At 40.9% G+C, this 21,749-nt stretch carries 11 protein-coding genes and 1 pseudogene; 7 read left to right on the forward strand and 5 right to left on the reverse strand.

All coding sequences use genetic code 11. The annotated features are described in order from the left end of the window. From BV214_RS00820 to BV214_RS00830, 3 genes and pseudogenes are all read right to left on the reverse strand, one after another. Window positions 1-4,448: pseudogene (locus tag BV214_RS00820) on the reverse strand (SprB repeat-containing protein); the annotation flags it as partial. 433 nt (window positions 4,449-4,881) lie between these two features. After that, window positions 4,882-6,960: a PorP/SprF family type IX secretion system membrane protein gene (locus BV214_RS00825; protein WP_086475585.1), complete on the reverse strand. Its 2,079-nt coding sequence runs from the start codon at window positions 6,958-6,960 to the stop codon at window positions 4,882-4,884. A 6-nt stretch (window positions 6,961-6,966) separates the two neighbouring features. Continuing rightward, window positions 6,967-9,234, reverse strand: coding sequence for a T9SS type B sorting domain-containing protein (locus BV214_RS00830; protein WP_245806722.1), 2,268 nt, complete (start codon window positions 9,232-9,234; stop codon window positions 6,967-6,969). A gap of 288 nt (window positions 9,235-9,522) precedes the next feature. Here BV214_RS00830 and BV214_RS00835 point away from each other — a divergent pair, with 288 nt between their 5' ends. The 4 genes from BV214_RS00835 to BV214_RS00850 all read left to right on the forward strand — a co-directional run bounded on the left by BV214_RS00835 (window position 9,523) and on the right by BV214_RS00850 (window position 12,480). Next, on the forward strand, window positions 9,523-11,208 hold the full coding sequence (locus tag BV214_RS00835) for a glutamine--tRNA ligase/YqeY domain fusion protein (protein ID WP_086475586.1): 1,686 nt from the start codon (window positions 9,523-9,525) through the stop codon (window positions 11,206-11,208). Window positions 11,209-11,573: 365 nt separating this feature from the next. Continuing rightward, window positions 11,574-11,906 carry a YtxH domain-containing protein gene (locus BV214_RS00840; protein ID WP_086475993.1) on the forward strand — a complete coding sequence of 111 codons (333 nt, stop codon included), beginning with the start codon at window positions 11,574-11,576 and terminating at the stop codon, window positions 11,904-11,906. An 8-nt stretch (window positions 11,907-11,914) separates the two neighbouring features. Then, window positions 11,915-12,259: a hypothetical protein gene (locus tag BV214_RS00845; protein ID WP_086475587.1), complete on the forward strand. Its 345-nt coding sequence runs from the start codon at window positions 11,915-11,917 to the stop codon at window positions 12,257-12,259. A 2-nt stretch (window positions 12,260-12,261) separates the two neighbouring features. After that, window positions 12,262-12,480, forward strand: coding sequence for a DUF6327 family protein (locus tag BV214_RS00850; RefSeq protein WP_086475588.1), 219 nt, complete (start codon window positions 12,262-12,264; stop codon window positions 12,478-12,480). Window positions 12,481-12,917: 437 nt separating this feature from the next. Here the strand turns inward: BV214_RS00850 and BV214_RS00855 are convergent, their stop codons facing one another. Both BV214_RS00855 and gltX read right to left on the reverse strand, forming a co-directional pair. After that, window positions 12,918-13,859 carry an SPFH domain-containing protein gene (locus tag BV214_RS00855; protein WP_086475589.1) on the reverse strand — a complete coding sequence of 314 codons (942 nt, stop codon included), beginning with the start codon at window positions 13,857-13,859 and terminating at the stop codon, window positions 12,918-12,920. 138 nt (window positions 13,860-13,997) lie between these two features. After that, window positions 13,998-15,512 carry a glutamate--tRNA ligase gene (gene gltX / locus BV214_RS00860; protein WP_086475590.1) on the reverse strand — a complete coding sequence of 505 codons (1,515 nt, stop codon included), beginning with the start codon at window positions 15,510-15,512 and terminating at the stop codon, window positions 13,998-14,000. Window positions 15,513-15,628: 116 nt separating this feature from the next. Between gltX and BV214_RS00865 the strand changes: the two genes are divergently transcribed. Genes BV214_RS00865 through mnmG form a run of 3 tightly spaced genes read left to right on the forward strand, consistent with a single transcriptional unit; the run spans window position 15,629 to window position 21,295 of the window. After that, on the forward strand, window positions 15,629-19,009 hold the full coding sequence (locus BV214_RS00865; protein WP_086475591.1) for a DUF4175 family protein: 3,381 nt from the start codon (window positions 15,629-15,631) through the stop codon (window positions 19,007-19,009). Next, complete coding sequence (gene ybeY / locus BV214_RS00870) at window positions 19,002-19,421, forward strand: rRNA maturation RNase YbeY (RefSeq protein WP_086475592.1); 420 nt, start codon at window positions 19,002-19,004, stop codon at window positions 19,419-19,421. The genes BV214_RS00865 and ybeY overlap by 8 nt, the downstream gene beginning before the upstream one ends. A gap of 5 nt (window positions 19,422-19,426) precedes the next feature. Next, window positions 19,427-21,295, forward strand: a complete 1,869-nt coding sequence (mnmG, locus tag BV214_RS00875; protein WP_086475593.1) for a tRNA uridine-5-carboxymethylaminomethyl(34) synthesis enzyme MnmG — start codon at window positions 19,427-19,429, stop codon at window positions 21,293-21,295. The last annotated feature ends 454 nt before the right edge of the window (window positions 21,296-21,749 follow it).

Here is a 21,749-nt window from a genome sequence, read left to right on the forward strand (position 1 = left end):
AGGCTAACGCCACTACCCGCTACATAACAACGGTCCGTGGTGGCGGTCAAGATAGCCGCAGGGTCGCTTGGATTTGTAATATTAAAAGTGTCGGTCACTGTACAACCACCGGCATCGGTAACGCGGATGGTGTAGGTGCCTGCTTGACTTAAACCGTTGAATACATTGCTAGACTGTGGTCCTAGGACCACGGTATTTGGTTGTACCAACTCATAGGTATACCCTCCCCAGCCCTCAGTAGCGGTGATGGTCACCGATCCGTCGGCATTACAGGTCAATGGGGTAAGGTTATAGGTAAAGGCTAGGGGGTTGGTAGGTTCGCTCACCGTAACGGTGGCCGTATCCGTACAGTTGGTAGTTTCGTCCGTAACCGTAATGGTATAGTCCCCGGCTACAAGATTCGTTAAAGTGATGGTGTTAGCAGACTGTCCTGTAATGGCAGTAGCTCCATTAATTGAGTAGCTGTACGTGGTGCTATAGTCGCTTACTTCAAAATCTATGGCTCCGTCCGCACTTCCTAAACAAGTTACATTATTAATTAGGGTACCATTTACCAGAATAGGATTTACGGGAGCAATGGTATAGGTCTCCATATAGGAACATCCTTTACTATCGGTTACTCTAAAAGAATAAGTATCGGGTGCCAAATTGTTAAAGGTGGCGGTCTTACCAGAGGCAGTAGTTGCAGCCATGGCTATGGGGGCAATAATCTCTATGGTTAAGGGATCAATACCGTTTAATGCAGTTACCGTAACATTGGAGGTTTGGGTAGGGCAGTTTGGAGCTGTAGATGAAAAGCTTAAATCGGTAGGCTCATCCATCGGATCCAATACAATGGTATTGGTAACAAAGGTACATTGGTTAGCATCTCTAATGGTAATATTGTAACTCCCACTGCCTAGGTTGGAAAAAGTTTCGGAACCTGGGCCTGATACAAAATTCACCCCATCTATACTATAGGAATAGGGCGCAGTTCCGCCAGTAACATTTTGGGCTTCTATGATGCCATCTTGAAGACAGCTATAGTCTTGCACAAGTACAGCATCCCCAGAAATTCCGGCAGTTTGCCCTCCAATGGTAAAGTTTTCTACAAAATCGCAACTAGCTCCCCCCTTGGATTGTGCAAGGGTTACCGTATAATCGCCTTGTGGTAAATTGGTAAAGGTGCCCGAGGAGTTGGTAATCATACTTCCATCGGGGTAGGTTATGGTATAACTTACCTTATATCCATTGGTTGCGGTCATATTATAGGTAATTGACCCATCTTCCGATCCAAAGCAGCTTTCATCGGATACCGAAGTAGTGTATTCCACTGCTGGGACCAGATCAATGTTAACAGTATTGGAAAGTACATAACAATTGTTCCGATCTACCACTGCAAAAGTATAGTCGCCTGGCTCAAGAATGTCAAAGATCTGACTAGTTTGAAATTTATTAGGTGGTATTGAAGTGATATTTGGATAGGAGATAATTGTATTTCCATAGTCATCCACATAAGACCAAATAGCATAGGTATGTGGTGTTTTACCCCCATAAGAGTCCATAAGAATATTACCCTCCCTACAGCTAATATGTTGGGAAATTCGGGCATTTAAGGTTAAATCGGCCTCACTGAGAACGTTCACCTTTTCTTCATAGAAACAACCATCATCAGTACGTACACGGATAATGTAATTGCCTGCATTTAAGTTTTGAAAGGTAAAGTTGTTGTCCGGTTGGGCAGTCTCCCTGTCCATTAGGGTGCCATTGCCACCGTTACTGCCATCGTCCAATCTTATTTCGTACTCATAATTGGCACGGACATTAAGCGCTTGGATGTTTATGGAACCCAAGTCTGTACAATTAGCAGGGGTGCTAGTGATATTTACTTGTAATGCCCTATTTCGTATTCCAATATCTGGGGTAGTAAATTCACAGGAACCGTCAATGGGTTCTCCCGTATTGGGATCTAATTGCATAATACCCACTCGGTAAGCCCCGTTGGTATTAATGTCAAAACTAGGTCCGTTATTGGCACTGTAGGGTACTTCAATAGAATTGGTAGAAAGGTTATATAATTGGTACCCATATCCATTAGGTAGGTTAGTAACGGTAATATTTCCAGGGGTAGTACATATAATATCATTGGAGGTATATTGTATGTCCAGATTGTTTTGGAATACATTGAAATAGAACCTACTAAAACACCCTCCCTGGTAATTTACTACCAATCGGTATTTTCCCTCCTGATTTGCTATAAAGCTATCGCCTACGGATACTTGGTTCCAAGTACAGGTTGCATTTTTGTTCCCACAGTCGTCCCCCGAATCCGCACAGCTACCTTCCACCAACCTTTCCCATACCATACTCTGGGCATCGGCAATATTTACTTGGATCAATTGGGAATCGTTCACCCCGCACAGAAAAATCTTGGGCAAGGGGCTGCCATCCACGGAACAGCTCACAATCTCTCCCTGTACGTCGTTGGTTGGGTCAGTATCGCTATTGCTATTGTTGAAAAAATCGACAATAGGATTTGTTTGGGTGGTCCCAAATCGCTCTACGGTCAACACCTCTTGAAAACCTTTACAGGGATCGGCCACTATTTTATCAACAATATAGGTGCCAATATCCCGAACCACAAAGGTACTAAGATCATTATCCGGATCTCCATCGGTTATCAAAGTATCGGCGGCATCCAATACCCCGTTTCCGTTTTCGTCCTTATACCATTTATAATCATCAAAACCTTTTCCGGCTTCCAACACCACTTGTTCCCCACAAAGTTGCACGGTTCTGGCAAAAGAGCAGTTGGAAAGATCGTCCAACAAAAAGTTGGTAGCTCCAGGAGTGGCAAAACCACATCCATCAAACTCGTACACGGAAGGATCATCGCTAATTACGTTACTGTTCAGTCGGCCTCTATAGGTAGAATAGGCCAAATTCTGAATAATATCCGAACAGGCATCTATGAAATCAAAACAGTTTTCCGCTACGGTAACCCGCATGCGAATACTATTGGCCGAGCGTCCTTTGGTCACCAAATTATTTGGAATAGTGAATATCACCGTCCTAGTAGCCGGATCGAAGGTATAAGTTACCCCTGCTGGTAGTATGAGGTTGGCCTCGTCCAGGGTAACATTTACAGGTAGAATATCCTTTATGGTATAATTTTCCGCATCATCGTTCCCCACATTTTGGAATTCCAATACGTAATCTAAGGTCTGGCCTAGGTTTACCCCCTGTCCGGTAATATCATTGCCCGCAATATCCTCTACGGTTTTCTTTAGGTTGATAACGGGTTCTATGATTTCTACATCAAAGGAAGTAAAGAAAATATCATATTTGTCCTGGGAGGAACTTGCACGTAAAATGGCCCCGGTTTCATTGTTGGGGATCACCCCATTGAGGGGGTTGTTGATATTAAATAAATCCACATCCCACCCCAGGGTGTTCACTGAATTTGGATTTCGATCGGTTACTAGAGCGTCACCACTGGTAATATTACTATTGAAGAAATTATTCGCAGGATTTACAGTGTTTCCTAATGGCGTAAACGACGCCATGGAGTTCGCTTTAATGGAGAGTCCGTCCCCACCAATTCTATTATCCCCCTCTAAGGCTGCCACCCCAAGTTGGGCTAATACCGGAAAAGGAGCGGGTAGGGTAGTAAAGCCATTGAACGGTATATCTACGGTCTCCCCGGATTTTATCCCGGCATAACCATCAAAGGTGGTGATAAATTTTCCTGGTAGATTGGGATTCTCGTAGACCACTACCATTTTCCAACCCCCGGATACCCCGCCAGAAATAGCATCACCGGAACTCGCTTTTACATTAGCAACAAAATACTCCCCATTGGGATCGGCCAAGCTGGTAACTATGGAGGTAACATCCTTATAACAGGCATAGGGACTATAATAATCAAAATCGGCATCCCCATCCCCGTCAAACAAGATCTCATCCGCCGTTAAATCCTGATAGGTCCCCCCTGGGACCTTAAACTTTAATTTATCAAAATCACTCCTATCATCTTCCTTAAAAACTGCAGACCAATAGAGTCCCGCATAGCGTATTTTGGCACAACTTATATCGGGTACCGTTAAGGTGGCACTACTACTGCTAAAGGTAGAGGGGTCGCCATCGATATCGATATACTGCATATCCAAGTTGTCATTGTATTCCGATGAGCGCCCAGTCGCATTGTAAGGATCGTTGGCTGAGACAGGAGAAACCCAAACATCTTCCCAACTTGTACACCATCCCCATCTATTCCTTTTAATACATCTTCTTTCCCAATACCCATCTGCTTGCCTATTGACAATATTATTCGCAATAAAAGTAATATCACCCCGTAATTCATCCTCATAACGAACCTCAAAATCGTTTTTCACCTGTGAAACCACAGTAAAAGTACCCAACAGTAAAAAACAAGTTAAAAACAGATGTTTGAAGGATATTGGTTTCATTTGCAAACGGGTTTGGTTGTAAAAAGCGCCCTATTCAAAAGAGGACAGATGCTAAAAAAAGGTGTTTTAAATAGTTTTAAACCATTGAATCAGGTAGTTATAACCACCCGAAACACCTACTAACAAATATTGACCTTAAGAGGGAGTACGTGAATTTATTGTTGTAGAGCGGTATAATTTTGTTGTGAAACCCCGATTAGGCATGGTCAGAATTATTTTCCTTAAACAACTCTAAAAAGGGGTGTCCGACCAAACCCCTATATAACCGATAACGGTGCCCCGGCCGACAACCGAATTAAAGATTTCTTTCGCGATTTATCGATTAATTTTGTAGTAAAAAGGGAACAAGGAGATGCCCTAATAAGGAGAAAGCGGTCTTCTAAAAACCACTAATTTGTGGCTGCATAAAGCTTCGGTGCTTAATAGCATTTTTTTAGGTAACCTGACTAGAGGATACCTTCATAATCCACATCTTATCGTTATACGTTTTGCTTAATTTGGTGTAATAAGATTCCAAGGCATTGTCCCAAGTACTGTGTTTCTTTAAGAAAACATACCGATAGTTATTTTTAGGGTTGATGAAGTAACTGGCACTATACCCTTGGGAGTTCAATAATTTAACAAACCTGTTAGCATTATTGGTATTGGCAAAAACATTGGCTATGATATAATAGGAAGTCTTCCCTCCTGTAGTAACCTCTACGGCCGCTACTTCCTTTCCGCCTACATTGTCCTTGACTATCACATTTTTGTGCAGTGAATCTTCATCATACTGGCCAGCCGTGTTCTTTAGCTTTTGAACATTGTTCACGTAGGCCTTTTGCGTATCCGTGCGGTTATCCACATTCATGATCCACAAATCGTCCTCATAAGCTCCACCAAATTTAGATTTATGGGCGGCTAGGGCCTCCTGCCACGTATCGTACCTTTCTAGGTATACGTAATTTAATCCATTCCTAGAATTTGTAAAATGGTTTGCGTGAACCCCTTTTTGAGAAAGTTTCTCCACAAATTGATCCCTATAGCGCTTGCCTTTGTAGACATTGGCCACCACGTAATACCCATTTTCTACTCCCTCTAAGTTCCGAAACTTTTTTGTTTTTACAGTTTGTTCTTTCGGGAGCTGCGAAACCCCATCTTTAACAGTAATGCTCTTATTGGTACTGCGGGCCATGTTATCAGTATGGACCACCTTACTACCGGGGCCCTTGGCCTGTAAAGCTTCTTTTATACTAATTGGTTTTTTATTCGTGTTTTCTTTGGATGCTTCAAGAGCCAAGGGAGTCTTTTGATTATTGGGCAGGTACATGTTTCTAGCTTTGGTCTCTAGGTCTGGCCGCTTTCCTTGGGTCTCCTCCCTTACCATTTTCATAACCATATGAAACCTGCGTTCCAAATCCCTTTGCCTGTTAGCCTCCAAGGAATCTAACCTAAAAATCAATTCAGAAAGAATCTGATCATTTTCTGCAAGGGTCTGTTTAAGTTTCTCCAGCTCCTCCTGTTGGGACAGCGCATCCTTCTCTGGTACAAGCTCATTAGCTACCAGCTGATCGTTATTATCCTCTAGCATAACCCTATCTTCGGTTAGATTTGGGGTGATGGAGTAGGCAAATGAAATTTCATGTGTCAATCCAAAATTGTCAAAGTTATTAGACAATCCCTTCTCCATAGTATAACCCAATGAAAGCCGCTGATTGAGGTTAAATCCGATACCTGCAGAGGCACCGTAAAAATCGTCGTAGCCAGTTTGCAACCAGCCAATTTTAGGCAGGTCTAAGATTAGGCTTCCTCCCAACACCACTTCTTCATTGCCCACCTTTCTAACGCGTACCAAGGGCATTAACCGTCCCTGTTCCAATAGGCCACTTCCATTTTTAAACTCATGGGTATATTGAAGGTGACTGGAAAATGTCTTGTCTTTAAATTCACTTACTGTGGAACTGCTCTTTAGGTTGTAGTCGAACAAGTTTTCCGCAAAAACTCCGAAATCGAAGGCACCATAGGAAATATTGAAACCGGGTTGAAAAGACAACAGATTGGATTCCTGTAGGCCATCCAAGGAAGGGTCGTTAGGATCTAATACCGATGCCCTGTTCCTATCAAAACCGCTGTTGTAATACGCCAAATTTGCACCAAAGGTAAAATTGCTCTTTTCGCTCAGTTTAATGCCATAGGCATAATTTGCCATCACCCCGTAATTGGTAATCATTCCTTCCCTTTGGGTATATAAACTTAGTCCCAGGCCATTGCGATCGCTTACCCTTCCACTATAACTTAAAAAATAATCTTGATTGTTATCGTCAAAAGATACCGATTGGTTTCTATGTAGGAGATTAATATAGGACTTGTTTTCCCTCACCGTAGAAAAGGTGGGGTTAATTAGGAACCGGTTAAACTTTAGCAAGTTTTGTGAAGGCACATCGTAGGCAATAAACGGATCATCCTCTTGGGCATTTATAGCGGTAAACGCCAGAAGGAAAAATACGATGTATATAAAATTCTTCTTGTACATAGTGCCTTAACGTATTACGGTTATAGTTCCTTTCTTTAAAGTCTTATTTGCTTTTCTAATGGTATAATAGAATACCATATTCTGCCTGGGGAAATTCATGGAAGCCGCTGGCCAATTGTTTTGGTATTGAAATTGGTTGAGCACCTCTTGTCCTTTTTGATTATAAATAATAACCTGGATCTCCGGATCCTTGGTATAGGAATTTGGGAGCACCCAAACATCATTATATCCATCCCCATTGGCAGTTACCACATTGGGTACCCCAAAGGTATCCTGATAGGTAACCACAAAGGTTTTGCTTACTTGGCAATCGTTCACCAATCCTACCACCCTATAGGTTCCTTCTTGGGTTAGGGTTAAAGAGTCCGAATCTCCCAACAACATATTATTTTCATTGAACCATTGGTAACTGCTGGCCCCACTGGCATAAATTTCTTTACTGCTCCCTTCAGGAAACAAAATCTCACCGCCTGCAGGGTTCAAAATTAGTAAAGAATCGTCCAAGGTAGTAATTACCACTTCATTTGATAGTAGGTCACAACCGTTTTTATTTACGGTTAGTTGATAAGTTCCCGGTTCGGAAACGCTTAACACCTCCGCAGTATCTGGCAACAGGCTGCCATCCTTGGACCAATAAAAAGTTTCCCCGCTCAGTGCGGTATCACTACTAATGCTCACCAGATCGGAGGGACTGCAAAATAAGGTAGCGGTACTAGAAATGGTAAGAATCTCATTAGATTGCAATTGAACAGGCAGAATATTGGAAACCGATGTAAAACTATCTAAGGAAGCGTTTATCGCATAATTTCCATTTTCAGCAGTATCAGTAAAGCTAATGGTACTGGAATTAGCTGCTGCCACGTTAGATCCATCCTTGGTCCACTGATAAATAAAGTCAGGTTCTAATTCCGAGGTCACCTCCAACTTAGATCCATCGGATAAAATCGCATCTATCTTAGTTACTTCCAAGGCAATACTCGTATTAACACAATCGGTATATTCTGTAACATAATCTATGGTCAACTCAAAATTGGCAGGTAGTACCACGGTTGTAGGATCGCTGATTTTGGTGGTAATTGGGCAACTCCCGCCACTATAGGTAACCTCCGCGTGATAAACCCCATCCGAATTGGCGGTTAAGCTACTTCCCGTTTCCCCACTCAGTGCAACACTATCTTTGTACCATTGATAGGTTACTGGCGAGGTATCTGCCGACACGTTTAAATTAATTGATTTTCCTGGTAAGAGGACCATATTTGCCGGATTGTCCCTACTCACCGTAAAGTCACCTGCCTGGGTTATGGTCAGGGGACTGGAAGTTTCGGTGCATATTCCGTTGCCTTGAACTTGGACGGTGTAATTCCCAGGGAATTGGGCATCGTTGGTATTAATAGTATAGGTATAAGCCCCCAAGGTACTTGGTTGTATAACACTACCATCTTTAAACCAGGTATAATACAGATCCGCATAGTTCATATTGGCCTCTAAAGGAGCTACTGCTTCCCCGGTACACAAAGCAGCTTTCGTTGGGGGGTTTATTTCCAATCCCACGCTGCTCCCTACCTGTACTTCAATGGAGAGAGACTGTGTATTGGATGATCCGGAACATGTAGCCCCATAATCCAATTCCACCACATAGAATCCGCCTTCAGAGACTTCAATAGACGGTCCGTGGCCTGCCACGGTGAAAGGCGAAGTGTCCTTATACCAATTATACCGATAGGTTTCTGCATTGGCTATATTGTATACTTCTAGGGTGGTGGTCCCTCCATCGCAAAGCTCTACCTTCATAGCGGGGCTAGGGGCTGTATCGCCCATTTCCCTAATTTGAAGGGGGGAATTATAATCGATATAATACATTTCAAAAGCGTCCGATACTGGACTGGTTTTAGCCGGATTGGTACTTCTTACGCGGAAGCGATATCCATCTCCCCGAGTAGTATTAGGCAGGGAAAAACTAAAGTTGAAGTCGAAATTAGCATTCTTGTCCGAAACCCTGGATAGTTCTGTTGGATTGGTAAACACGCCATTGGCATCGGACAATTCCAAAATAAATTCGTTATCCGCCGCAACACTCGGCAACCAGGTGAAATTTACAAAGTACTCATTGAAACTCTCCGAACCACAGGCCGCCGTCCAGACAGAATTCCCCGCTAAATTGGGATTATCCGCAGGTGTAGGCTTGTTTAAGGTCTGGGCACTACCAAAGGTCATTCCCAAAGCGAGATAGCTCAGAAAAATCATTAAGATTCCGTTTGGTAGGTTAAGTTTCATATCTTTTTTGATTTGAGCAACATTCAGCGGTCAATTTAGTGTGAATTAGGCCTAAAATTAATGGCTAAATTGTTGATATCTAAGGGATAACTTTTTTGATACTCCCTCTAACACCCTCATTTTCAAAGAAAGGGGGTAACAAATATGTCCTTTTACAAAGGGCTAGTGAATTTAAAGTTGTCAGCTTTCCCAAAAACGTTGTGAAACCCACTTTCTTGTATGCTTGCCACTTTTTATAGACTGCTTATACTTGTAATTTCGTTATCTTTGCTCCTCAAAATTAAGAATATGAGTGAAACATCCCGTTCGTTAAACTTTATTGAGCATATTATTGAGGAAGATCTAAGCAAAGGCTTCCCAAAGGATAAGCTTCGGTTTCGATTTCCCCCAGAGCCCAATGGATATTTACATATAGGCCATGCAAGCTCTATCTGCCTAAATTTTGGTTTGGGCCTTCGTTACCAAGCTCCCGTTAATTTAAGGTTTGATGACACCAACCCAATAAATGAGGAGCAAGAATACGTAGACGCTATTAAAAGAGACGTAGAATGGTTGGGATTTGAATGGGAGACCGAGTGCTATGCTTCCGATTATTTTCAACAACTATACGATTGGGCTGTAATGCTGATCCAACAGGGAAAAGCCTATGTGGACAGTCAGTCTTCCGAGGAAATTGCCCTTCAAAAGGGTACACCCACCGAGCCTGGTACGGAGAGTCCGTACAGAAATCGTTCCGTTGAGGAAAACCTTCGCCTATTTGAAGGTATGAAGGAAGGTAAGTTTAAGGAAGGGGAACACGTCCTTAGGGCTAAAATTGATATGGCCTCTTCCAATATGTTGATGCGCGACCCTCTGATGTACCGCATTTTACATCGCCCGCACCATCGTACAAATACCGATTGGTGTATTTATCCGATGTACGACTGGACGCATGGGGAAAGCGATTATATGGAGCAAGTTTCCCATTCCTTCTGTACGATGGAATTTGCCATGCACCGTGAGCTTTATGATTGGTTTTTAGACCAAGTGGTAGATGAGGATAAGGTGCGTCCCAAGCAACGGGAATTTGCCAGACGAAACTTTAGCCATACCGTGGTGAGTAAACGAAGATTATTGCAATTGGTGGAAAAAGGCGTGGTAACAGGATGGGATGATCCCAGAATGCCAACTATTTCTGGCTTAAGAAGAAGAGGATACACCCCAGAATCTATTAAGGCTTTTGCGCAAACCATTGGGATTGCAAAGAGGGACAATGTGGTAGATGTGTCGCTTTTGGAATTCCATGTAAGGGAACACCTAAACAAGATTGCCCCAAGGGTAATGGCTGTCTTAAATCCGCTAAAATTGGTAATTACCAACTACCCGGAAGGGGAAGAGGAGTGGTTAGAATCTGAAAATAATCCGGAGGACGAATCAGCTGGATTTAGAAAAATACCATTTTCCAAGGAACTATACATAGAACAGGAAGATTTTAAGGAAGAAGCCAATAGAAAATTTTTCAGACTTAAATTAGGAGGGGAAGTCCGATTAAAAAATGGGTATATCATAAAAGCTACCTCTTGTACCAAAGATGAGGATGGAAACATCGTAGAGGTACAGTGTACTTACGATCCGAAGAGTAAGAGCGGTAGTGGAACCGAAGAAAGCCTAAGAAAGGTAAAAGGAACCCTACACTGGGTTTCTGTAAAACACGCGGTAGAAGCAGAGGTAAGGTTGTACGATAGACTCTTTACGGATGAAACACCTGATGCGCATAAGGATAAGGATTTTATGGAATTTATTAATCCCGACTCCTTAAAAGTTATCAATGCGTTTGTGGAACCTAGTTTGGCTGAAGCCAAAGTTGGGGATAAATTTCAATTTCAGCGTATGGGATATTTTAATGTGGACAAGGACAGTTCACCGGAAAAATTAGTTTTTAACAGAACAGTAGGATTACGGGATACCTGGGCCAAAATTCAAGTAAAAAACTAGTATTACTATACTCTATTCCAATTATTATAACGATAGGTATTTACTATTGAAATCGAAAGCCACAGCGTTCATCTGCTGTGGCTTTTTTATTGAATAATGGTATTGGTCCGCCACAGCTCCAAGATGCGCTTAAATCTGCTTATATGATTAAATTAGCCAAAACTGGCCGCCTATCTCGGTTTACGTTAAAACTTTATGCGATTGCGCCCGTTCTGCTGCCTATTTACCATTAATTTTATTCCAAACGAATAAACGCCTAAGAATTAGGATAAGATAAAAAAGGGTGTTCCAAGGTTCATTTGGAAATCGTTCTTTTTTATCTTAAATTATTAATGGAATTATTAACATTTAAAAAGTTTAAAATTATGTCAAACTCAAGTGGAAATACTTTATTGGCCTTGCTCACGGGAGCAGCAATAGGTGCAGGGATTGGAATCTTATATGCTCCTGATAAAGGAATTAAGACTAGAAAGAAAATCAAGAAAAAAGCAAGGGAGACCAGTGATGATCTTTCCAACCGTTTAGTGCATGCAAAAGAAGAGCTTACCAAAACAGCAGAAGCTAAGAAGGTAGATTTTGAGCAGAAATTAGAGGAAACACTTTCCACCATGAGCTACAAGGCAGATGATATCATATCCGCGTTGGAAAAAAAGCTGACCGATCTTAAGGCTAAGAATGCCCAACTCCAAAAAAAATAAGATACTAAATGGCTTTGGAGAACTTAAAGGATAACGTATCCGAAATTGATAGAAATGTACGGGCTTATTTAGAAAATACCGAAGAGTACTACAAACTCAAAGGATTTAAAATAGGGATGCGAGGCATTAGTTCCTTGGTGAAACTTCTATTGATTGGAGGAATCGCCCTATTGGCACTGTTAATGTTGTCCTTTGCGTTCGCCTTTGGCATGGGACAATGGTATGACGATGTATTTCTAGGTTTTTTAACGGTAGGAGCGTTCTATATTCTAATAGGGATCATCTGCTACCTCTTTAGAGATCGATTGGACAAATCCTTATTAAAGAAATTCTCGCAATATTATTTCGATTAACTATGAACAACAAACCCGTATTTACTTCTTTCGAAGAAATAGACCATCGACTAAAAATTCTTAAGCTTCAACGGCAGATAGAAATGGAGCAGATCAAAATGCATGTTCAGGAGGCTAAGAACAGTTTTGTTCCCACTGCATTGATCGGTAGTATGGGAAAGTGGTCTAAGCGACTTTTCATTACCTTTATCACGAGAAAAATATTAAAAAAACTTTCCTAGGTTATTCCTCAACACATCAACGGCACTTCCATATAAGTGGATAATCCCGTACTGACAAGATTATAGATTGGTTTAATACTGGAAAATCCGATTAACCATCCTTCAGGAAATTGGGAATTTAATCGGATTTCCTGTGTTTATAATTCTAGATACCCCCAATATAATCAAACTTTCAGAACTATTTATCAATGGGTTTGTCCCCTTAGAACTCCAAGGTAAAACGATTGGTATATCAATTTCAGTATCGCAAAATAATACTACTGTATTCCTTTAAATAAAATGGGCTAAACAAAACAACCTTACCAGTTTATCTGTTTAACCCATTATAAAAATCATCTGGCTAGTACTGTTGGTCGTTAGGTATAACCAACTGGTATAAAACCAATACCTGGTACATCACCCTAGCGCAAGAAGTAATCTTTTACTACAGGCTACTATTACTCATCCTGCTTATTTTTATCCTTCTCTTCCTTTTGTTTTTTCATACTTTCCCCAATCATATTACTGGCCGTAAAGGAGGCCACCATATTATTTAACATATCACTTCCCGCCTGCGGGGAGTTGGGCAGTAAAATAAGATTGGTGTTGGTTTCTTCTCCGATAGACTGTAAAGTATCGTAATGTTGGGTAACCACGATAAGGGCAGAAGCTTCTTGGGAGTTAATACCTACTTTGTTTAATACCTCTACAGATTCTTCCAAACCTCGGGCAATTTCCCGTCTTTGATCGGCAATACCCTGGCCTTGTAGTCGTTTACTCTCTGCTTCGGCCTTGGCTTTTTCCACGATAAGGATGCGTGCAGCATCTCCTTCAAACTGGGCTGCTATTTTTTCCCTTTCGGAGGCATTAATTCGGTTCATGGCGGCCTTTACCTGGGCATCGGGATCAATATCAGTCACCAAGGTCTTAATAATGTCGTATCCATAATCCAACATGGCATCCTGCAATTCTGACTTAACCGCAATGGCAATATCGTCTTTCTTTACAAACACATCGTCTAACTTCATTTTGGGTACTTCGGCACGGACCACATCAAACACATAGGAGGTAATTTGATCATGCGGATATTCCAATTGGTAAAAAGCATCGTATACTTTATCTCTCAATACCACATACTGAACAGAAACTTTGAGTTTAACAAAGACATCGTCCAAGGTTTTGGTCTCTACAATGACATCCAATTGCTGAATCTTAAGACCAACACGGGTAACAATTTTGTCTACCAAGGGAATCTTTAGGTGTAATCCGGAATTTCGAACACTATGGAATTTTCCAAAACGTTCAATAATAACTGCCGTTTGCTGTTTTACAATAAAAAAAGCTGATAAAAGAACAATCAATCCGAGTAGCAAAATCGGAATTAAAAGAAATGAACCCATAATATTAAAATTTATTAAGTGAATGTAAGTTATTTCGTAATATACGGCTAGTTTTTTAAACCCTTACAGAAAATAACACCCCAAATTAATAATCTTCCAATATTATGGGTACACAACCTAAGAATAGGAATACTTCCCTTATGCAAGCTTAGCGATTGCGTTTTTTATTCTGTTAACGCTGTCCTCTTTCCCGATAAGCGCTAGAATATGGAACATATCCGGACCTTTCATATCACCGACTGTAATAAGTCGTAAAGGAGGCATTACCTTCCCAAAGCCCAAACCTTGTTCACCAATCCATTCCTTCACCTTTGTTTCCACATTTTCTGCGGTAAACTCGGATATGTTTTCCAATTGAACCAGTAATTGTTCCATAATCTCCGCAGTAGTTTCCTTCCACTGCTTCTTTACAGCCTTCTCGTTGTAGCTAGTGGGAGCCACAAAGAAATAGTCGCTCAATTCCCAGAAATCATTAATAAACGTAGCACGTTCCTTAATTAATTCAACCACTTGTTCTACATAGGGTAGGGCCAAACGATCTTCCGTAATGGATTGACCTTTGTTCTGCAAAATTTCTTTAAAATCAGCTGCCAATGCGGCATTGGATTGCTGCTGCATGTACTGGTGGTTATACCATTTGGTTTTATCTGGGTCGAATCGCGCACCAGACCGGTTTACACGCTCTAGTTCAAAGGCAGAAACCAGGTCTTCCAAAGAAAACAATTCTTGTTCCGTACCGGGATTCCAGCCCAATAAGGCCAAGAAATTAACCACTGCTTCCGGGAAATAGCCTGTTTCCTTGTAGCCTTTAGACTCATTCCAAGTCAAGGGAAATACAGGAAAGCCCAACTTATCGCCGTCGCGTTTACTCAATTTCCCCTTACCAACTGGCTTCATAATTAAGGGGAGATGGGCAAACTGGGGAACCTCCCAACCAAAGGCCTGGTATAATTGTTGGTGAAGGGCCAAAGATGGCAACCATTCCTCACCACGGATCACATGGGAAATTTCCATAAGATAATCGTCCACGATATTTGCCAAATGATAGGTTGGCATGCCATCACTTTTAAACAACACTTTATCGTCTAACACATTAGAATCCACTTCCATGTTACCACGGACCAGATCCGTAAGCTGAATTTTGGTGTCGGCAGGAGTTTTAAAACGTACTACATAAGGTTCGCCAGCAGCAATCCGTTTAGCTGTTTCCTCCTCGCCCAAGACTAGGGAGTTCGTTAACTTTTCTCTGTTGTGCTGATTATAAATAAAGGTTTTGCCATTAGCTTCGTGCTCTTTCCTATGGGCATCCAGCTCTTCACTGGTATCAAATGCATAATAGGCGGCGCCTTTATCCAGCAAAATTTCGGCATATTTTCGGTAGAGTTCCTTTCGTTCGCTTTGTCGGTAGGGACCAAATGCACCTTCCTTCCCCGGACCTTCATCAAAGGGTATTTTACACCAGTTTAAAGCATCTATAATATAAGCTTCTGCACCTTCTACATATCTATTCTGATCGGTATCTTCTATTCTCAATATAAAATCCCCCTGGTGTTTTTTGGCAAATAGGTAGTTGAATAGGGCAGTACGTACCCCACCTATATGCAAGGGGCCAGTAGGACTTGGTGCAAAACGAACTCGAACTCTCTTTGTCATCTTATTATTTTTAATTGCAAAGATACAAATTGTGGGTATTCCTACCCGCTGTTTAAGCAATGCTAGGCAAGCCTAGGGGCTATTTTTTTGTATCTTGGTAATAAAATAGGAACACCTTGGACAATTACCACAAAATAATTAGCAAGCTCAATGCTTTTACCACAAAGTACTACACCAAAATGTTGCTTACAGGAACGCTCTTGTTTCTGGCATTGGGCCTAATGTTCTTTCTCTTTATTTTAGGTATCGAATACTTTTTATGGTTAAATTCTACCGGTAGGCTACTGCTATTTCTACTTTTTATAGGGATAGAATTGCTTCTTTTAATTCGGTTCATCATCATTCCCCTCACATATCTATTCCGAATAAAACGCGGCATTACGCATAAGGAAGCCTCCTTGATTATTGGTAAACATTTTAAGGGTATAGATGATCAACTTTACAATCTATTAGACCTTGCTGATAATAATACCAAGTCCGAATTACTATTGGCCAGTATAGACCAACGCTCTCAAAAACTATCCGTAATTCCCTTTATTAAAGCAGTTGACCTGAGTGACAGTACCAAGTACCTAAAATACACTCTAATTCCCATACTTTTATTAGGTCTTATTTGGCTATTTGGGGATTTGGTTTCGTTCATGGGATCTTATAAGCGGGTGGTTAATTATGATATGGCTTACACACCGCCAGCACCCTTTCAATTTAAATTGCTTACCCCAAATCTAGAGGTTCTGGACGATGAACCATTTAGGATACAACTCACCACCGAAGGTAAAATAAAACCAGACGGTATAACTATGCTTGTAGAAAACAAGGAGTTTCTACTGCGGGAAGAGAAGGGGATATACCAATACGTATTTACACCTCCCTTAAATTCCCTTAGTTTTTATTTTTCCGCCAATGGCGTGCATTCCAAAAAATATAAGCTAAACGTAATTAATACCCCCACCATTCAAGAGGTGGGAATGCATTTAACCTTTCCGCCTCATACCAATAGACCAAACAGTATCTTAAGAGGAACAGGAAATGCCAACATTCCAGAGGGTACGCAAATAGAATGGAAAATACGTGCCCAGCACACCGATGAAATCACTTTAAGCACAAAGGATACCATCTTGAATTTTATGCAACAAGACACTGTCTTCTCTTTAAACCAAAAAGTATTTAAAAATACGGAGTATATGCTTTCAGCTTCCAATTCATCCTTAAAAAATCACGAAGAATTAGGGTATTCAATAACCGTAATTAAAGATTCCTCACCTACCATACGGGTGCAACAAGCGGTAGATTCCATAAATCCGACAATTTCCTATTTCCAAGGGGAGGCCACCGACGATTACGGCCTAAGTCAGATCCGATTGGTATATTTTCCTGACTTGAACGAATCTGCCACCCAACGACTGCTGATTTCACAACCTAATCTTAACTACGAGACGTTCTATTACACCTTCCCATCCGGATTAGAGCTGGAGCCAGGCACTACATATAGCTATTATTTTGAAGCCTTAGATAACGATGCTATTAACGGATCCAAATCCACAAAGAGTAGGGTATTCACCTCTAAAATCTTAAAGGAAAGTGACCTTTTGGACAAAGACATCCGGGAAAAAAAGCAAATTCTCACCAATATGGATCGTAGTATGGATCAATTTAAGCAGCAACAAAAATCTTTGGAAGAGCTAAAAAGAGATCAAAAGGAAAAGGAACGATTAAGTTTCAATGACCAAAATAATATTAAAGATTTTCTGAGAAAGCAGGAAAAGCAGGAAAAGCTAATGCAGCGTTTTAGAAATGAGTTAAAGGATAACCTAGAACGGACCAAGGAGGAGGACAAGTTAAACAAACTACTGCAGGAGCGACTAGAACGACAGGAAATGGAGGCCAGAAAGAACGAAAAACTATTGGAGGAACTAAAGCGTCTTACCGATAAACTGAATAAGGAAGAATTTGCGAAGCGATTGGAGGAGTTGGGTAAAAATCAAAAAAACAGTCAGCGTAACCTAGAGCAATTATTGGAGCTAACCAAACGGTATTATGTAGAGCAAAAGATAAACCGCTTAGCAGAGAAATTAAAGGAATTGAGTAAGGATCAACTCAATCTTAGCAAAAGTGATTTGGAAAGCGCTACGGAAGGACAACAAATCCTCAATAAAAAGTTTCAGGACATCACCGAGGAATTGGAGGAATTAGAGAAAGACAATGAAAGTCTAAAGAAACCAATGTCCTTAAGCAGGGATGAAAAAAAGGAAGCTTCTATCAAAAATGACCAAACAGACGCTTTAAAGGAATTGCAAAAACAGCCTAACCCCAAGGCTGGGGAGAAGCCCTCTAGCTCACAAAAAGCATCCTCCAAGCAAAAGTCCGCTGGCGAAAAAATGAAGCAACTGGGGGAACAATTACAGCAGGCCGCAGCAAGCTCTGGCCAATCTAGCATCATGGAAGATGCCCAGGTACTGCGCCAAATATTGGATAACTTACTACACTTTTCATTTAAGCAAGAGGAGCTTCACACCCAAATGATCGGTTTAGACCCCAACCCAAACCATATTAGCGGCACCTTAATAAGGCAGCAGGAATTAAGGGAAATGTTCAACCATGTAGATGATAGTTTATTTACGCTATCCCTAAGGCAGGCCAATATCTCTGAATTGGTAAATGAACAGATTACCGAGGTATATTATAATTTGGACAATGCCTTGGAAAGTTTCGCGGAAAATCAGTTTCATAAAGGCGCCTCGGACCAAAAGTATGTTCTTACGGCGACCAATGAATTGGCCGATTTACTAGCCAATATTTTGGAGAATCTACAACAGCAAATGCAAATGGGATCTGGAAGTGGCGGTGGCGCTGATTTTCAATTACCCGATATTATTATAGGACAGGAAGGATTGAAAGAAAAGATGGAGGGTCTTGGAAAGTCGGCCCAACAAGAAGGGGAAAATGGCGAAAAAGAAGGAAAGGGAAAAAACAAAGCTGGAGAAAATGGCGAGTCACAAAATGGGACCAATGGAGCGGACGGAGAAGGGGAAGGTAACGGCCAAAAAGAGGGCCAGTCCGGGAATCAGTTAAGTGAATCTCAACTACGGGAGATTTATGAGATCTACAAAGAGCAGCAAAAATTACGTGAGCAGTTAGAGAATCAATTAAACTCCCTCCTCAAGGAAGAGGAGCGAAAATTAGGTGAAAAACTAATAAAACAAATGGAGGAATTTCAGGATCAGTTATTAGAAAACGGCATCACCGAAAAGACCTTGAGTCAGATAAACGCGCTGCATTATGAATTGCTAAAATTAAAAGATGCCAGTATGAAACAGGGGGAGCAAAAAGAACGAGAGGGTCGCGTAGGAGAAGATATTTTTCAAAGTCCCATATTAACCACCCCGGAGGTATTCAAGAAATCCGGAAACGATGTTCAGATTTTAAATAGACAAGCCCTACCTTTGCACCAAACATATAAGAACAAAGTAAAGGAATATTTTAAAAGGGATGATTGACTTTCACTATTTAACGGATTTTCAAATCACTGAAGAATCCGTGTACACCGATTGGATAAATAGGATAATTTCCTCTGAAGAGGGCATACTAGATCAGTTAGATTTCATCTTCTGTGATGATGCTTATCTTCTTAAAATAAATCAGGAATATTTGGATCACGATACCTTTACGGACATTATCACCTTTCCTTATGGGGAAGGAAAAACCATTGCGGGCGATATTTTCATCTCTGTGGAGCGCATTGAAGAAAACGCCCAGACATTTGAAGTAGCCTTTGATATTGAATTGCGCCGCGTAATGGCTCACGGCGTACTTCATATGTTAGGATTTGACGACAAAAACGACCAAGAAGAACGGTTGATGAGAGAAAAAGAAAATGAAAAACTAAAATTGTTCCACGTGGAACACTAGAAATTATGTTTGATAAAGAATACGATGTTATTGTAGTAGGAGGAGGTCACGCAGGGGCAGAGGCGGCCGCAGCAGCGGCAAACTTGGGATCTAAAACCCTTTTAGTTACCATGAGCCTACAGAATATTGCACAAATGTCTTGCAATCCGGCTATGGGCGGAATAGCAAAAGGACAGATTGTACGGGAAATAGATGCCCTTGGAGGATACAGTGGAATCATCACAGATAAGACTGCCATTCAATTTAAAATGCTCAATAAAAGTAAGGGACCAGCAATGTGGAGTCCGCGAGCCCAAAGCGACAGGATGCGTTTTGCAGAGGAATGGCGATTAGCATTAGAAAACACCCCCAATGTGGATTTCTACCAAGAAATGGTTTCCGGATTACTCATAAAAGGCAACAAAGTAGTAGGTGTAAAAACAACCATGGGCTTAGAAATTAAATCCAAATCCGTGGTACTTACCAACGGAACTTTCCTTAATGGACTAATCCATATCGGAGATAAACAAATGGGAGGGGGACGATCTGGAGAAAAGGCGTCTACTGGAATTACGGAGCAATTAGTATCCCTTGGTTTTATAAGCGGACGAATGAAAACTGGAACTCCCCCAAGAGTAGACGGTAGAACTTTGGATTATTCCGTAATGATTCCGCAACCCGGAGATCCAAATCCAGAGACATTTTCCTATTTAGACACCAAACCATTAACGCACCAACGGGCTTGCCATATGTCGCACACCAGTGCATTGGTGCACGACTTGCTAAGGGAAGGTTTCGATAGATCCCCTATGTTCAATGGCCGAATTAAAAGTATAGGACCGCGTTACTGTCCGTCTATAGAAGACAAAATAAACCGCTTTGCAGATAAAGACAGCCATCAAATATTTGTGGAGCCAGAAGGGTGGAATACCGTAGAAGTCTATGTAAATGGATTTTCTACTTCCCTACCGGAAGACGTACAATTTAAAGCTTTGCGTTCTGTAAAAGGATTTGAAAAAGTAAAATTCTTTAGACCAGGCTACGCAATAGAATATGATTATTTCCCACCTACACAGTTAAAACATACTTTAGAAACCAAATTGGTAGACAACCTTTATTTCGCTGGACAGATAAATGGCACCACCGGATATGAAGAAGCGGCTTCCCAAGGATTGATGGCTGGTATTAATGCCCATTTAAAAATAAACGAAAAAGACCCCTTTATCCTACAAAGAGATGAAGCTTATATTGGGGTATTAGTTGACGATTTAATCACCAAAGGAACGGAAGAGCCCTATAGAATGTTTACCTCTAGGGCAGAATACAGAACGCTCTTAAGACAGGACAATGCCGATTTAAGACTCACCCCAATGAGTTATAATATAGGGTTAGCCACCAAAGAAAGAATGGAGCGTATGGAACAAAAGGAAAAAGAATCTAATTCCTTTATCCAATTTTTTAAGGATACTAGCTATTCTCCTGAAGACGTAAATCCTATTCTAGAGGATTTAAATTCTTCCTTAGTAAAGCAACCGGATAAAATGTTCAAAGTATTCTCCAGACCAAAAGTAACCATGGAGCATATGCGACAATTAGAACCGGTTTCTAAATATATTGAAGAACACCAACTGGATAGGGAAGTATTAGAGCAGACGGAAATCCAGGTGAAATATGCCGGATATATCGCCAAGGAAAAAAACAATGCCGACAAACTTCAGCGTTTAGAAAATATTAAAATCCCAGAAAATTTCAATTACGACAATATTAAATCCTTGTCTTACGAAGCCAGAGAAAAATTAAAATCCATTAAACCCATAAGCATTTCACAAGCCTCTAGAATAAGCGGAGTATCACCCAGTGATATAAGTGTACTTTTGGTTTATATGGGTAGATAATAGACCCAAAAAAAGGAGAAAGGAAGATATCCTAACAGTCTTCATTAAAATAAAAAAGGGAATGTTCCACGTGGAACATTCCCTTTTTCTATAAAATTAATTTCGTCGATGTATCAGTAGCCATAGAGAATCCATAACAGTTGTTAACCTAAATAGTCTAAGCTATTAACTGAAAACACACCAATATAAATCGTAGATTAATTAACTAGCAACAAACAAAAATTCAATCAAATAAACAGTTAGGGTACCCTAATTCGATTCATTTGTTCAGATTAATTTAAGAATCGAATATCTCTTACTCCAACCAAACTCCAAAAAATCATGCTAAAAATTTAAGATAAGATACCACCGATAGCAAAGGACAGAAATGATATGGTACAAAAAATGGTCCGATATTTAACCTGGTCACAATATTAAAAACTAATCAAAACTTACTGCCTACTAAAACCCCAAT

The organism is Arenibacter amylolyticus (assembly GCF_002150785.1).
In the GTDB taxonomy this organism is placed as follows: Bacteria; Bacteroidota; Bacteroidia; order Flavobacteriales; family Flavobacteriaceae; genus Arenibacter; species Arenibacter amylolyticus.